Source organism: Coprococcus sp. RTP31081st1_H1_RTP31081_211007, from assembly GCF_040227275.1.
GTDB classification, from domain to species: domain Bacteria; phylum Bacillota; class Clostridia; order Lachnospirales; family Lachnospiraceae; genus Coprococcus; species Coprococcus aceti.
Genome location: NZ_JBEHVP010000001.1, coordinates 574,153 through 590,274 on the forward strand (window position 1 = coordinate 574,153; position 16,122 = coordinate 590,274).

A 16,122-nucleotide genomic window follows, 5' to 3' on the forward strand; every position below is an offset into this window, starting at 1 on the left:
AATATATAGAACTTCGCAAGTTACGACAGCATCAGCTTCCGGAAAACAATTTTTCTACTGCGACTGACACCAGCAGACCACATACGCACATTTAATGAAAAAATGCGGCATATCTTCCCTTTTCGGGTCGATATGCCGCACATGATCACTTCTCTTTTGTATGTTCTTTTTCTCTGAGTCTTATGATCGCATCATAGGCCGCCGGATTGTGCTCCTTCAGGTGCTCATCCATTCGTTTTCTTCTCGCCTTATATCTGTCGACAAATTCAGGATGCTCGCTCTCAAGCCTGTGAAGAAGCTGGCTCCGCCTGCGCTCGATACGCTCTGCAACAGAGTCCTCATCCTCGCCTGTGGCCCTCACGATCTCCTCTATGTGAGCCTCCATATGCTCAAGCCATTCTTCCTCATCCTGTATATCCATCTGCTTCCAGAAACCGGTCATGAGCTGTTCAACCCCGGTTCCGTTCTTCATACTGCCTATGGATTCACGGATGTGCTTCTCTATGACATCTTCCGCATCATCGCCAAATGCCCACACAAGCTCCTGAGCCATGTGCTCCGCTCTCTTTCTCCTGATGTCATGATAACTGTTATGTACACCAACCAATGGATATGGACTCTCAAGGCCGCAATCTGACAGTGCTCTCTCCATGGTCTGTCTCACGCATCCTGCCTCTATCATGTCGCCAAGTCCAAGCTTTCTGAGCTGGACATTGAGCTGGCCTATATGCTCCGTGATATAGAGCTTCACCCCCTTCTCTTTCAGCGTATCATACATGATCCTGAGGTTCTTGGCAGCCGTCACATCCACGCTTCCCATGGCGGAAGCATCCACTATGACCGCCTTTGTGTCATCCTGTACCGCATCCATGATATCCTTCTGGAATATGGCTATATTTGCAAAGAACAAATTACTGCTGAATCTGTAAATAACTATATTCTGTATCGGGTATGCATGCTTGAACCTCTCGAGCGCAAGGAATTCCTCATGTCCAGGTACCAGTCCAAGGAAGCTTCTCGGAGGGTCCGCAGCCTTCCTTATGACTGCGGCAAATGAGAGTATGATTCCTATAAGAACTCCATTTATCGTTCCAAGTACCAGCACACCTAGGAAAGCTCCGCAGAATATGTAGAATTCCACCTTACTCACCTTCCACAGCTTTGCCGCCAGATCAAATTCCAGAGCACTGTAGAGTGCGGAGATGACGATTGCCGTGAGCACCGGAACCGGCAGATAACCTATAAATCCCGTTCCACACACGAGGATCACGATCATCACTACTCCTGCAAATATTCCAGTGAACTGTGTCCTGCCTCCATACTGCTCACTCATTGTGGTTCTGGACACGGAACCGTTTATCGGACAGCAGCCTGTGAATGCCGCTGCAAGATTTGCCATTCCAAATGCCAGAAGCTCCTGATTATCGTCTATCTTATATCTGTTCTTCTGGGCGAAATTGTTCTCAGCCAGAAGCGTCTCCGCCATGATTACTACTGCTATCGACAGACTGACCGTCATGATATTTGGAAGCATCTTCTCATCTATCTGTGGTACAACGATCTGTGGAAGTCCTCTGCTCACCTCCGACAGACATACTATTCCGTATTCATCCATATCTATCACGCAGGACAGCAACGCTCCCGCTGCCATGACGCATATCGCCATCGGAAACTTTGGTATGAATCTTCTTGAAACAAGCAGTACCGCAAGAGCCGTAAGTCCCATGATTATCGACGGCACATTTACATCTCCTATCGTCTCTGCTATGTGTTCCACAAGCTCGAACAGTTCTCCTGTTCCCGCTCCGGCTCCATAGAGCTTCGGCACCTGCATGAGTATGATGGTGGTGCATATTCCTGATATGAATCCGCCCATGACCGGAGTCGATATGTAATTTACAAGCTTGCCCGCCTTGAACAGGAAGAATACCAGCAGCCACAGCGCCGTAAAGAATGTTATCACAGGAACGACCTGCATCGCCTGCTCTGTTCCCGGCGTAACCCCCAGCGTCACCAGTGCCGCTCCGACCAGCGCCGCAGGCGCGGCATCCACACCGAACACGAACTGCCTCGACGTGGACAGCAATCCAAATATTATGATCGGGAACACCGACCCATACAATCCATATACCGCCGGCAGCCCGGCTATCTGTGCATACCCCATCGATATCGGTATGGACACCGCCGCTATGATAATTCCTGTCAAAAGATCAGAAAGCAAATTCTCTTTTTTATAATTCTTTAGTGTATGACATAATGAAATTTTTGAAACCTTGATTTTCTTGCCCTCCTGGGATGTTTGTGTGTGCCGGTCTGCCTTATGCTAAAGTCCGGCACTTCTGTTCTTAATTTTATCACTAAACAGGATTAATTTCACTCCTCCAGCATATTTTCAATAAAAATCCCATACCCCCTGGTTGGATCGTCTACGAATACGTGGGTGACGGCGCCGATTATCTTGCCATCCTGGATGATCGGGGAACCGGACATTCCCTGTACCACTCCGCCCGTCAGGTCTATGAGGGCATCATCGGTCACGTGGAATTCTATATTCTTGTCGGATGAATTCCTGTCCACATACTCTATGTCTATCTCATACTTCTCAAGCTCGCCGCTCATTCTGGAATATATATAAGCCTGCCCCTTGCGGACTTCATGACCTCTGGCTATATACATACGCTCCGCATCGCCGTATTTCGCCTGGCAATAGCTGGTGTCCAGATGTCCATATATTCCACTGGCACTGTTGCCATCAATAATACCGACCAAAGATCTTCTATATGCGATGCTTCCCTGAAGTCTTCCCGGTTCCGAGGAGTATGACTTGCTTATATTTGTAATATCCGTTGTGTACACTCCACCGGTGCTGCACCGCATCATAACTCCCGTATCTATATCCGACACACTGTGTCCAAGAGCCATGAAATTTGTTCCGTCGACAAATGTAACCGTGCCTATTCCCGACACATCATCCTTCACCCACGCGCCCAGCAGATAAGCGCCATTCTCGTTTTTTTCCGGCGTGATGCTACAGACCTTCTCCTCCCCATCCCTTATATATCTCACGGACAAGCTATCACCCTGGCTTTCAGCAACAATATCAAGCAGCTCCAACCTCTTAGATATCTCCATACCGTCTACACTCACAATATAATCCCCTGTACAGACCTTTCCATCAGCAGGGCAACAGGACTCGCCATTTTCATTTTTAAAGCTACACACATCCACCACCAAGACTCCCTCCGTCTTCATATAGATTCCCATCGCCTCGCCGGACGGAACTACAGGCCGGTCAAATATATCTCTTCCAAACTCCGCATCCTTCGTGGTCGCCCTTGACACTACCCCATCAAGTGTTGAGCTTGTCTTCTCTGACCTTCCAACATCCACTCGTCTGTCCACCAACACACATAAAACCAATAGTGCTGCAAGGAGCAACAGATCCGCCACAGCCACCCATATGATCACCTTCTTATATCGCCTCATAATCTATTCCTCCTACATATACTTAAAAACAACTAATAGCTTATAAAAAAAGAGTAACAGCCTTGGCTGTTACTCTTAGTATGTTGTGTTAGGAATAACTTTATATCAGTATTTTTTTGTCTTTTCTGCCATTTGTTTCATCTCGCGGGCATTGCTCATGACTGCCTCAGTTATGGTCACGCCGCCGAGAAGTCTTGCGATCTCCTCTGTTGATTCCTCGTCGTTCAGACGGACGATCCTTGTCACTGTCTTGCCCTCGTCGGCAGACTTTTCTATGAGATAATGACTGTCTGCCATCGCTGCGATCTGCGGAAGATGGGTTATGCTTATAACCTGATGGCTTCTGGAAATAACTGCCATTTTTTCAGCAACCTTCTGAGCTGCACGGCCGCTTATTCCCACATCGATCTCATCGAATACAAGAGTGCCGATATTGTCCTCGGACGCCATGCAGGATTTGATCGCCAGCATGATCCTTGAGAGCTCACCGCCTGAAGCCACGTCATATAACGGTCTCATCTTCTCGCCGACATTTGTCGAAATGACAAAATAGCAGTCATCGATTCCATTTGCCGTACACTCCGGAAGCCTGTCAAATACCATGTCGAACCGAACCTCCATGAAACTCAGATCAGCAAGTGCATCTCTGATGTCTCTGCACAGATTCTCAGCCTGCCTCTGTCTCTCAGCAGTAAGCGCATCTGCTGCCTTGAGCATGGCTTTCTCCACCTTTTTTATTTTGTCTGAAAGTCCTGATATATATTCGTCATATTCAGACAGCCTTTCATATTCCTTCCTGCTGTCCTCCAGATATTTGAACACCTCTTCCACGGTGCTTCCATATTTTCCCTTTATATCATTGATGACGTCAAGCCTGGACTCAACACTTCTAAACTCAGAATCGTCAAAGTCCATGCTCTGCATGTAATCATTTAATTCAACGTTAAAATCATTCAGCAGCGCGTCAATATTTTCCAACTGACTATACAGACCGTCTATCTCTCCGTCGAGATCCTTTATACCCTTCATCGATGCCAGAGCTCTGCCGATCTCATTTCCCGCAGATGAAGAAGATTCATAACCTGTAACGCTGTATACATCCGAAGCTGCCGCAACTATATCGCGTGAATTGACCATCCTGTTGTACTGATGCTCAACATCTTCGTCCTCACCAGTCTTTATATTTGCTGACTCGATCTCCGCGATCTGGTACTTGAGGAATTCTACCTTTCTGCTCCGCTCCGCCTCATCCATCGAGAGCTCGTCCATCTCACGCCTGAATGTGACGTACTCTCTGTGACACTCTGCAACCTTCTGCTTCAGGGGATCTATGGATGCTCTGCCATATTTATCCAGAAGCTTCATATGCTCCGCTTTCTTAAGGAGCGTCTGCTGCTGGTGCTGCGTGTGCATATCTATGAGAAGCGCAGATACCTCCCTGAGCTTTGCGGCGGTCACCGCCATATCATTTATAGTGTTGATGGTTCTGGAATTATTTATTCTCCGCGTGATGAGTATCTCGCCATCCTCCGATGGCTCCACTCCCAGATCTCTGATCTGCTCAATCACCTGGGGATCATCCACCAGGAAAAGCAGTTGACAGAAGCCCTCCTTGTCAGGCTCCCTGACTATATCCTTCGGAAGCTTATCTCCCATACCAATCTTCAGGGCTCCCATGATTATGGACTTACCCGCACCGGTCTCACCGGTAAGTATGTTGAGATTATCGGTAAAATTAACATTTGCATCGTCTATGAGTGCAATATTCTTGATATGTACATTAAGTAACATTTGTATCCTCCTGTTGACGCACAGACTTTATTACACATAACATATTACAGAGAGCTGTCATCTCTGCATCTTATCTATCGTCTTCATGACCGAATCGGTCATCTCCCGGCTTCTGACCGCCAGGAATATGGTGTCGTCCCCGGCTATACTTCCGAGGAGTCCATTTATCTCCACATTGTCAAGTGCTGCGGCAACTGCCATAGCCATGCCCGACACTGTCTTGATCACTATCAGATTCTCCGCCGGCACCATGGATAATATGCCAGCCCCGAGAACCTTTCTGTACGACTCTATGGACTCATGTGTTGCCGACTTTCCCAGAGTGTACTTCTGCCTGCCACCCGCCACGGCAACCTTGGTGAGGTTAATCTCTCTTATATCTCTCGATATGGTGGCCTGGGTCGTATTGAAACCCGCCTCGGCCAGCTTCTCCAGCAGTTCATCTTGGGTCTCTATATCATATTGTTCGATTATCGACAAAATCATCGCCTGTCGCTTCTGTTTCATATCACTTTCCCCCAAGCTTGTTTCTAAGTATCTCGTAGAAATTCACGTCACTCGCCTTTACGAGCTGCGTGGTTCTCTGTGACACGCATATATCAAGGACATCGCCTGCTGCCAGTTCGAAATCATTTCCACCGTCAAATGAAACTATCGCCTCGGTGTCCTGCGTCTTCCTCTTCTTGGCGATCTCTATTGAAACCTTTGCGTCACTAGGAAGCACAATACTCTTCGAAGTCAGCGAATGTGGACATACCGGAGTGATGATCATCAGTCTTGCCATAGGATCCACGATCGGACCTCCGGCTGAGAGATTGTAACCCGTGGAGCCAGTAGGGGTCGATATGATGATTCCATCTCCCTCATAGGCATTCAGAAAGCTTCCATTTACATAGACATCAAGACCTATAAGTCTTGAAAATCCTGCCCTGCTGATAACTATATCATTGAGTGCCCTCTTCCTGCACTCCTTGCCGTCTCCTGTTCTGACTGTTCCCCTGATCATCATTCTGTCCTGCATGGAATAATCATCCGCAAGCAGTCTGTCTATGATGGTCTGCCAGTTGGTGATCTCCCCCTCAGTGAGGAATCCCACCGTTCCAAGATTTATCCCGAACAGAGGAATCTCCACATGGCTGGCACTGGATGCCACATTGAGGAGTGTTCCATCCCCTCCAAGAACAAGTATACAGTCAAAGCTCTCAAGCTCATCCGTAACCTGCTGCTTGTCACATGCACTGAAGCTGTAGCAGTCCATGGCTTTACACGCACCATTTTGCGATTCAATATACGCTGTGAGCTCCGACGTTATACGATTATCCTCATCCTTATCCGGGTTATATACTATATAAAAATTCTTCATATCGTATCCTCTATGACTTGTTCAGTTCGTTGTGGGACTCCTCCACCAGAGCCTTTATGTCGAATTCCTCATCCGTCTTCGACTCGTCCTTTGATATGTGGAGCAGATATTCTATGTTGCCCTCTGGTCCTTTTATAGGTGAATAGCTGAGGTGCAGTGTGCGGAATCCTATGCTTCTGGCATAACCGACTATCATCTCCACAACCTCAATATGGGTTGAAAGCTCTCTGACAACGCCCTTCTTGCCGACCTTCTCTCTTCCCGCCTCGAACTGCGGCTTGATAAGGCACACGATCTCTCCACTATCCGTAAGCAGCTTCTTTACCGCTGGAAGCACCTTTGTAAGAGATATAAATGACACATCTATCGAAGCAAATTCAATCTTATCGTCAATATCCTCAGGTGTGACATATCGTATATTTGTTTTCTCCATACAGACAACTCTCTCGTCATTTCTGAGCTTCCATGCAAGCTGTCCATGACCCACGTCAACGGAATACACCTTCACCGCACCATTCTGCAGCATACAGTCGGTAAAACCACCAGTGGAAGCACCTACATCCATGCACACCTTACCCGCAAGTTCCACGCCGAAATGATCCATAGCCTTCTCAAGCTTCAGGCCTCCACGGCTCACGTATTTGAGGGTGTTGCCCCTGACCTCTATCTTAGCAGTCTCGTCAAATGTCGTGCCGGCCTTATCCTCTTTGTTATTGTCAACATACACTATTCCTGACATGATGATGGCTTTCGCCTTCTCTCGTGAATCTGCCAGTCCCTGTTCTACAAGGAGAACATCAAGTCTCTTCTTCATCTGTCTTCCTCTTATTCTGTACAATCTGTCGATATTATATGTTTTATCCTGTCATACAGCGAATCCGCGTCAAGCTTCAGCATCCTCCTGAGCTCCTCCACGCTTCCATGCTGTACAAATGTATCCTCAATGGCACACACTGTCACATCCACATCAAGATGTCTGTCCATGACATACTCCTCGACCAGAGATCCGTATCCGCCATGCTTTATCTCTTCTTCAATAACCACTATATGTTTATGATCCTTGCTGAGCTCATCTATCATATCAGTATCTATCGGCTTCAGGAATCTTGCATTGACAAATGTGACATTTGTTCCATCGGCCAGCAGTCTGTCATACACCTTCTCGGCCTCCTGGACCATGTTTCCAACAGCCACTATGGCAAGCTTCTGTCCCCTGTGGATCATCTCGCTCCTGCCATACTCAATATCCACATTGTATTCCTTAAGTCCGTAATAAGCCTCTCCTCTGGAATACTTGAGCGCAACCGGACCATCGTAAGCAACAGCCCACTCCATCGCTCTGGTGAGCTCATATCTGTTCTTCGGCGCAATGATGGTCATGTTCGGAATATGTGACAGAAACGCAGTGTCAAATATGCCCTGATGTGTATCGCCATCTGCACCGACAAGCCCTGACCTGTCAATGGCAAATATGACATGCAGCTTCTGCAGGCACACATCGTGTAAGATCTGATCATATGCCCTCTGCAAAAATGACGAGTATATCGCAACCACAGGCACCAGTCCCGACGTAGCAAGTCCCGCGGCAAACGTCACCGCATGTTCCTCCGCAATGCCCACGTCAAAAGCCCTGTCCGGGAACTCCGCGGCAAATGCCGCCACTCCTGTTCCCTTGCCCATGGCAGCCGTTATGGCTGTTATCCTTGGATCAGCCTTACCAAGCTCCACCAGCTTTCTGGCAAACACTCCTGTGTTTGTCATGACCTTCCTGTCCTTCATGACCTTTCCTGTCTGTATATCAAACGGATCAATGCCGTGGAAATAGCTCGGGTGTCTCTCGGCATGGGTATAACCCTTGCCCTTCACAGTCTTCACATGCACAAGGATCGGTCTGTTGAGCTTAAGCGCTTTGCGGAAAGTGGCCTCCATCACATCTATATCGTGTCCGTCTATAGGTCCTATATATGTGACACCCAGCTCCTCGAAGAACATACCCGGCACAAATATCTGCTTGATGGAATCCTTTGACTTCTTCAGCCCTCTGGCAAGATGCTCTCCAGCCACAGGGATCTTCATGAGGATCTTCTCCACGTTACCCTTAAAATCATTGTACTGCTGCCCAACACGTATCTTGCTGAGATATGTGGACATGCCGCCAACATTCCGATCGATGGACATATTGTTATCGTTCAGCACAACAAGGCAACCGGTCTTGATATCCGCCATATTATTCATGGCCTCATATACCATACCACCTGTGAAGGAGCCATCTCCGATCACTGCGGCAATCTTCTCATTTGTACCCTTGATACTTCTGGCGCACGCCATTCCGAGCGCAGCAGAAATGGATGTTGAGCTGTGTCCTGTATTGAACGCATCGCACGGGCTCTCACTGGTCTTCGGGAAACCGCTCATTCCTCCAAACTGTCTGAGAGTGCCCATCTCATTCTTCCTGCCCGTCAGTATCTTGTGGACATAGGACTGATGTCCCACATCCCATATAAGCTTATCCTCAGGGAAATCCAGAACCCTGTGAAGTGCCATTGTAAGTTCCACGCATCCAAGATTCGGAGCCAAATGTCCACCGGTCTCGCTCACATGCGACACCAGAAATTCTCTGATCTCATCCGCCAGCTCCGGCAGATCTTCCCTGTCTATATCCTTTATATCGTTTGGTTTATTTATTCTATCCAGTATATTCATATGCACACCACGAGAGGAGTCCTATTTATCCCTGTTTATCAGCCAGATGACCAATTCCTTCAGAAACTCATTGTCCCCGCCTATCTCTTCCAATTCTCTTACTGCTCTCTCCGACAGCTCAGTCACATAACGTCTGGATTCATCAATTCCATGTATCGTGACATATGTAACCTTGCCATTCTCCTCATCACTCAGCGTCGGCTTTCCAAGGAGCGCACTGTCTCCACAGACATCCAGAATATCGTCCTGGATCTGGAATGCCATGCCGACGTCCGATGCTATCTTGTGTACCGCCGCAACCTTAGCCTCGTCTGCCCCCGCAAGTATCGCGCCTATCATCATGGATGCCTCTATGAGGGCTCCGGTCTTGTTCTCATACACATATTCAAGCTGCTCCTTTGAGAGCTCCTTGCCGGTCATCTCCACATCGACGACCTGACCGCCTATCATGCCGTTTATACCCGGCTTCTGCGCAAGCACACACATCGCAGACGCCACAGCATGTATATCCTCACCCATGCCAAATGCCTTACATGCGGTCTCATATGCATAATTGAGCAGCGCATCCCCCGCAAGAATGGCCATCGCCTCGCCAAATACCACATGGGATGTCTTTCTTCCGCGCCTGTAATCGTCATTGTCCAGAGCCGGAAGATCGTCATGTATGAGTGAATATGTATGTATCATCTCTATCGCAGCCATGAACGGCTTTATAACCTCTGATTTGCCACCGAACAGCCTGTATGTCTCCTCCATGAGCATTGGACGAAGCCTCTTTCCACCCGCCTCTACCGAGTACGCCATGGCCTCACACACTGTCCTGTTAAATCCGTCTGCAGGTGGCAGATAGCTCTCAACTATATCGTTGATCCTTACCGCCTTCTCCGCTATAAGTTTATCTATCATGCTTCCTCCTGACCCGAAAGTGTTATCATCTCTTTCTCAACATCGCACAGGTAATTCCTGCATCTGTTTATGAGCTGGACGCCCTCAGAATAAAGCTCCATGGACTCCTTGAGCCCCGTATCAGTATTCTCAAGCGCAGCCGCTATCTCATCAAGTCTGGCAAGAGCCTCCTCTATGGACACATCCTGAAGAGTGTCCGCTGTATCCATATTCTGTGTATCTTCTGCCATATCTATTCCTCCTGCCCGGTCACGTCAGCCACGACCGCCTGTATTCTTCCATCATGAAGAGTTATCTCTATATCATCCCCAGGTGTGATCCCTACCACAGATCTGACAGGCTCACCATCCGATGAAATATATCCAAATCCATTTATGAGCTTAGCTGTAGGCGAAAGGCCATGTATTCTCTCCGTCATGACCGCAAGGGCATTCCTTGTCATGTCGTACTTTCTGACCATCGCGCTCTTCATCCTATCATGAAGTCTGTCGCAGCGCATAGATCTGTCCTCTATCTTATCCGCCATCAGCTCATTTATCTGTTTCTCTATTCTGTCAAGCTGCTGCCTCTGACTGTCCATTCTTCCGGATGGACTTAAGAGTCTGAGCTGCCTGTCATATCCATCCAGACTCCTCGCAAGTCTGTCTATCCTGCCGGATATCAGCATGGTGAGCTGTTCAAGTCTCCTGTCAAATCCGGCAACTGTCTCTGCCACCACCGGAAGCGCATGCATGACAGCCGTGGACGGATTGGATTCTCTCCTGTCCGCAACCATGTCCGCAACTGTGGTGTCTATCTCATGCCCCGTAGCCGATATGATAGGTGTCTCCGCATTGAATATGGCCCATGCCACCTGCTCCTCATTGAACGCCCACAGATCCTCCTTGGAACCTCCGCCTCTTCCGACGATGATGAGGTCGAGCCCCATGGAATCAAGTATCTCGATTCCTCTGGATATATCCGCCGCCGCATACTGTCCCTGCACGGTCGCAGGATAACAATAGAGCTGGGCATACGGATCCCTCCGTTTTGCCACTGCACGGATATCGCTTATCGCAGCCTTTGCCCCCGCCGTCACTATACCAATACGCCTCGGATAGGCGGGAATAGGCTTCTTGTATTCCTGCGAAAACAGCCCCATGCCGTCCAGTCTGGCTATGAGTCTCTCCAGCTTGGCATTCACCTCGCCGTCACCCACACGCACCAGCCTGTCTACATAGAGCTGATACTTTCCGTCTCTCACGAAGACATCAATATGACCAAATGCATGAACCTTGTCTCCGTTCTTCGGAGCAAACTTGAGTCCATATACCTGTTTTCCCGCAAACATAACAGCCGCCAGAACTCCGCTGGGATCCTTGAGACTGAAATACATATGACCTCTCTTGTCTGTTCCGAGTCCTGTGATCTCTCCCTCAACTCCCAGACTGCCAAGCCACGGCTCGCCGCTGACCAACTCCTGTATCCTCTCATTGAGTTCCTTGACTGTATATATGTTATTCTGCTGTGGCATCTGCGCCACTCTCCTTCTTGTCCTTATCACCGGATACAAGCTTTGCAAGAAGTGCATTCACGAACTTGCTCGCCGATGCATCACAATACTTCTTTGCCAGCTCAACCGCCTCATTGATGGCGACCTTCTCCGGTATGCTCTCATCGTACTTCACTTCATAGACACCAAGCCTTAATATAGCCAGTTCCTCCTTGCCTATACGAGGAAGCTTCCAGCCTTCTGATATCTGTGAAATGATCTCATCTATCTCTGCTTTCTTAGAGATGATATTCTTAACCTTGGTGGTTATATAATCTCTGTCCTCATTGCTGACTATTCCGTACAGAAGCGGATCGTCCTCCTCATCTCCCGGCATCTCAGGGTCAAATGCAAAATCAAGCTGATCCTGCATGCCCTCAGCGTCATTGAACTCCAGTGTAAATACTATCTTGAATATCCTGTCTCTTATATCTCTTCTAGTCATATCTTCCTCTCCACTATATAAAGCTTTATCTGTATCCTATCTGCCGTCTCCAACACGTACACCGGCTATCCTTATGTTGACTTCCTCAACGCTCAGTCCTGTCATGGTCTCTATAGCCTGCTTGACCTTATCCTGAACCTGACCTGATACTGATGGTATGCTGTACTCGTACAGAACCTCTATCGCAATATCAACCTTTACCTTGCCAGGAAGAAGCTCTACCTTAACGCCCTTTGCAGGGTTCTTCTTTCCGAACTTTGAGGCAAGCTCATTTGGAAGGTTGCCTGTAAGTCTGTATACACCTTCAACCTCTCCGGCTGCAAGCCCTGCTATGATAGCCACTACGTCATCCGCTATCTGAACTTTGCCCAGAGAATTGCTCTCTTCTATATTGTAAGAATTATCCTGAACCGCGCTGCCTTCAATCACGATATCATCATTCAACTTATCACTCATGGTCATACCTCCCGTTTCGTATGGGTTATTTGAATCTTATTATAATCTGAAGGCAGCTATTTTGCAAGTATATGCGATTCACGGCTTATCCTTCCGCTGTCTATTTGCCACCCATGACAGATATTGCAACACTGCTTATATCATACCCTGTTTTTCGGATAACTATGTCCTCTATCTGTGCTCTCTCGGTATCCGACAGCGATTCCACATTCAGCGACACGTCAACAGCCTCATCACTTATCGTCACTATGGCATCGCTATACCCCTTTGCCGCCAGAACTGTCTCGACATCTGTCTCCTTCTCTATGGTATCGTTCAGCTTCACATATGTATCTGTCGCCTCCTTCTTTGCCGAATCGCTGAGTGCCTCATCACCTATCACATCCATCAGAGCTTCCTTGCTCCTTGATCTGCTCTGCTCACGGTTCAACTTTGCCGCGGCCATATTGCTTGTCACCTGTGCACTGGTGAGTACAGCGTCACCGATCTCATCCTCCTGGCCATTGAGCTCCACATCCTCGGTCTGGCCATTCTCATCCTTCACCGCCTGTGAGTTCTCATTTTCCGCCATGGACGAGAGATCCTCATAGTTGATCACCTCCACCTGTTTTTTGTCAGTTTTTTCCTTCTTCTTGTCCTTTCCTGCATCCGCAAAGCTCATGTAACCGGCCACCCCTATCATAACTGCAAGTGCGATGACCGCCAGTCTGTTCTTTCCACTGAATTTCTTCATAGTCCCTCCACATTAATTTGCTTCTAATATCACAATCTTATGCGTCGGCACGTCAAATAATGCCTGCACTGCATTCGTTATCTTCAGCGTTGTATCGCCATTTTCCGCCCCCTTGCAAATGATAACCACACCCTCGGTCTCCGGCTCCCTGTACCTGACCACATACGGCGAGCTCCCACTGCCCTCACTCACCATGACCGTCTCCTCCGACACGCTTCTCTGGCTGCTGTCGCCGTTCTCACTGGAACTGCTTCCGGAGTCCTTGAGTGCTATGTTCTCACCGCTGTCCTTGACCGTTATCATCACTCTCACATCCGATATTCCGTCCACCTGCTCAAGCACTGATGTGAGTCTCTCCTCCATATACTCCACATAATCCGTGGTATCCCCTGACATATTCCGGTCATTTCCGCCGGTCACATCCGCGTCTGTCTCATCGGACTGTCCGGTCCATCCGCTCTTTAGGTCATTTTTATCAGTCTTGCTGTTATTTGCCGGCCACACAACTATCATCAGACAAATCCCTGACAGCAAAATGAGCAGCAACTTGTATAATCTGTTGTTGCTGCTCTTCAATATATTCATGATCCCCGATATTCCCTTTTTCTTAGAATCCTCCACTACAGTCCCTCCTGCATATGATCTGTATTGCCCCTCCTGATGGTAATCCTATTCTCATCAACGCCGTATTCCTCTGACACAGCAGATCTCACTCCGTCTGTGTCTACTTTATCAAACTGTATGTATATCTCCATGCTGTCTATCCCAAGCTCCTCCCCGGTGACTATACGCACCACCGCATCGGCATTACAATTGTCAGATATAAACCGCTCCACTACCTCCTCCATGGCCCTGACATACATCTCATCATCGCCCTCGGCCACGTCCATTCCAAGCGATTCACTGTATGTATTGAACTCTATCCTGTCCGCATACCCAAGCCAGCCTATGACAGGATTTATCACGACCATCATCATGACAAATCCCACAGCCGCCTGGACATATCTGCGCATCTTCGGATCCGGGGCAATATACAGCACGACAGAAAAAAGTATACTGCACACAACTATATTTTTCAGCCACTCAGCAAGCATGCACATCCTCCATCCGTTCTATGATATGTTCACCGACATCAGGGCTATGCTTATGATGAACATCATCACGCTTATTCCGCACGCCCTCAGCATAAGCTCCACTGTCTCCGCCATGATGCCTGCTGCCTCGGCATATCTTTTGTCTCCGACCGGCTGCACCACCGCGGCGATGAACCTTAATATGAACATGATGACGATTATCTTGATCATTGGCACTGCGGCCAGTATGACTATCATGATCGTACACGCCATCCCCATACAGTTTCTGATAAACTCTCCTGTGCTCACCATCACACTGATGACAGCGCTCACCGTGGACATCCCTGCACCTTTTCCCAATGTCCTGAGTATGCCATTTCTTGAAAGCCTGTCCATGGACGGTGCTATCATGCTCTTGACCACATTTATCCCGGTTACCACCGCAAACATTGTCCGCATTCCCCACACCGCCAGGCTCTTCATAAGCCCCGCCATCCGGGAGAAATAATCCTCGCTTCCAAGATTATTTATGAGTGCTATGAGCCCGCCGCATTTGATGAGGGGGAGTATGAACCTTATTATCACATTCTGGCAAATGTATATCACCAGGATTATGACCGACTGTGAATATCCGGCACTCTCCGGGCCGCTCACATATAACACAGACGAGGCGTACATTGGATAGAACGCTTTCATGAACTCCGTGACATCTCCTATGGTGTCCTGCACGATGGACTGCACTAGGACGAAATCCCCCAGCAGCAGCGATAACAGCACCATGTATGTAACCATGAAACCATGGGCGGATACATACTCGCCCATATTTCCCGCAAGCTGGGCAAATGTACTTCCGAGCACGATCACCGCTATGATCTGCAGCGCCAGCCCCCTGCTTGTCCTGACCTCGTATATGACACTGTCGGAAAACACTTTTAGTGCCATGTCTATGGTGGAATCCACGTCACCACTCTTTAGGGACTCGTATATGTCGTAGAAGGTCACGTCGGATTTGTCTTTTGTGATCTCATTGAGGCTTCCGATGACGGAGTCGTCCTCCAATATATCTGAGTTAATATCAGAGTCACTTTCCGTGGTATTTTCCTTTTCATTCTCAGCATAAAATTCTGGACAATATTTGATATCTGTATCATATGATTCAACTTTACTCTCATTACACACATTTGCCGCATCAGGCACTGACACCCCCATAAAGAGCATCAGCACCACCACTATCAAATTACCCCTCAACTATGGTCACCACCAGATCTATAACTCCCATGAGTATAGGCATACTGAGCAGAATAAGAGTTATCTTTCCCGCCATCTCCACCTGGGATGCCATGGCATTGCAGCCGGCATCTTTGCAGATATCTGATGAAAATCGGCATATATACGCTATACCTATCATTTTCAGGATCACGTCTATATATGAAATATTCACCGACACGTACGCAGTCAGCCTGTCTATGTACGAAGCTATAAGTCTGAACCTGCTCACAACAAAATACATGAGCATCACACACCCGGCTATGGACAACACGATCCCGTACCCGGAATCCAGTTCTTTTATCTTCACCGCTATCAGAACCACGATCACCGCAGCCAGAGAAACCGCCATGAGATTCATCATTTACC

The 16,122-nt window shown here is 48.2% G+C and carries 17 protein-coding genes; all 17 read right to left on the bottom strand.

What is annotated here, in order from left to right:
• Positions 1-145 precede the first annotated feature (145 nt).
• Entirely contained in the window at positions 146-2,221 is a 2,076-nt protein-coding gene (locus ABUA31_RS02475; protein WP_349818536.1) for a SulP family inorganic anion transporter, read from the bottom strand.
• A 152-nt stretch (positions 2,222-2,373) separates the two neighbouring features.
• Entirely contained in the window at positions 2,374-3,486 is a 1,113-nt protein-coding gene (locus tag ABUA31_RS02480) for a SpoIVB peptidase S55 domain-containing protein (protein ID WP_022216688.1), read from the bottom strand.
• Between the two features lie 105 nt (positions 3,487-3,591).
• Entirely contained in the window at positions 3,592-5,277 is a 1,686-nt protein-coding gene (gene recN, locus ABUA31_RS02485) for a DNA repair protein RecN (protein ID WP_349818535.1), read from the bottom strand.
• Positions 5,278-5,334: 57 nt separating this feature from the next.
• Positions 5,335-5,784 (bottom strand): arginine repressor, encoded by a 450-nt coding sequence (locus ABUA31_RS02490; protein WP_015533554.1) that lies wholly within the window; start codon positions 5,782-5,784, stop codon positions 5,335-5,337.
• A gap of 1 nt (position 5,785) precedes the next feature.
• Positions 5,786-6,640, bottom strand: coding sequence for an NAD(+)/NADH kinase (locus ABUA31_RS02495; protein WP_022216690.1), 855 nt, complete (start codon positions 6,638-6,640; stop codon positions 5,786-5,788).
• Between the two features lie 10 nt (positions 6,641-6,650).
• Positions 6,651-7,454 (bottom strand): TlyA family RNA methyltransferase, encoded by an 804-nt coding sequence (locus ABUA31_RS02500; RefSeq protein ID WP_349818534.1) that lies wholly within the window; start codon positions 7,452-7,454, stop codon positions 6,651-6,653.
• Between the two features lie 11 nt (positions 7,455-7,465).
• On the bottom strand, positions 7,466-9,343 hold the full coding sequence (gene dxs / locus ABUA31_RS02505; protein ID WP_055144058.1) for a 1-deoxy-D-xylulose-5-phosphate synthase: 1,878 nt from the start codon (positions 9,341-9,343) through the stop codon (positions 7,466-7,468).
• Between the two features lie 21 nt (positions 9,344-9,364).
• Entirely contained in the window at positions 9,365-10,249 is an 885-nt protein-coding gene (locus tag ABUA31_RS02510) for a polyprenyl synthetase family protein (RefSeq protein ID WP_022216694.1), read from the bottom strand.
• The gene (gene xseB, locus ABUA31_RS02515) at positions 10,246-10,479 is read right to left on the bottom strand and encodes an exodeoxyribonuclease VII small subunit (protein WP_015533558.1); all 234 of its coding nucleotides are present in this window, start codon (positions 10,477-10,479) and stop codon (positions 10,246-10,248) included. Before xseB ends, ABUA31_RS02510 begins: the two co-directional genes overlap by 4 nt.
• 2 nt (positions 10,480-10,481) lie before the next feature.
• On the bottom strand, positions 10,482-11,762 hold the full coding sequence (gene xseA / locus ABUA31_RS02520; protein ID WP_022216695.1) for an exodeoxyribonuclease VII large subunit: 1,281 nt from the start codon (positions 11,760-11,762) through the stop codon (positions 10,482-10,484).
• Positions 11,746-12,225: a transcription antitermination factor NusB gene (gene nusB, locus ABUA31_RS02525; RefSeq protein WP_015533559.1), complete on the bottom strand. Its 480-nt coding sequence runs from the start codon at positions 12,223-12,225 to the stop codon at positions 11,746-11,748. Before nusB ends, xseA begins: the two co-directional genes overlap by 17 nt.
• A 36-nt stretch (positions 12,226-12,261) precedes the next feature.
• Positions 12,262-12,681 carry an Asp23/Gls24 family envelope stress response protein gene (locus ABUA31_RS02530; protein WP_015533560.1) on the bottom strand — a complete coding sequence of 140 codons (420 nt, stop codon included), beginning with the start codon at positions 12,679-12,681 and terminating at the stop codon, positions 12,262-12,264.
• 100 nt (positions 12,682-12,781) lie between these two features.
• Complete coding sequence (locus ABUA31_RS02535; RefSeq protein ID WP_015533561.1) at positions 12,782-13,414, bottom strand: SpoIIIAH-like family protein; 633 nt, start codon at positions 13,412-13,414, stop codon at positions 12,782-12,784.
• A 12-nt stretch (positions 13,415-13,426) separates the two neighbouring features.
• Entirely contained in the window at positions 13,427-14,035 is a 609-nt protein-coding gene (locus ABUA31_RS02540; protein ID WP_022216696.1) for a SpoIIIAG-related protein, read from the bottom strand.
• Positions 14,035-14,508, bottom strand: coding sequence for a stage III sporulation protein AF (locus ABUA31_RS02545; protein ID WP_349818533.1), 474 nt, complete (start codon positions 14,506-14,508; stop codon positions 14,035-14,037). Before ABUA31_RS02545 ends, ABUA31_RS02540 begins: the two co-directional genes overlap by 1 nt.
• An 18-nt stretch (positions 14,509-14,526) precedes the next feature.
• On the bottom strand, positions 14,527-15,735 hold the full coding sequence (locus ABUA31_RS02550) for a stage III sporulation protein AE (protein ID WP_133302879.1): 1,209 nt from the start codon (positions 15,733-15,735) through the stop codon (positions 14,527-14,529).
• Positions 15,725-16,114, bottom strand: coding sequence for a stage III sporulation protein AD (gene spoIIIAD, locus ABUA31_RS02555; RefSeq protein ID WP_022216698.1), 390 nt, complete (start codon positions 16,112-16,114; stop codon positions 15,725-15,727). The genes ABUA31_RS02550 and spoIIIAD overlap by 11 nt, the downstream gene beginning before the upstream one ends.
• Positions 16,115-16,122: the final 8 nt, after the last annotated feature.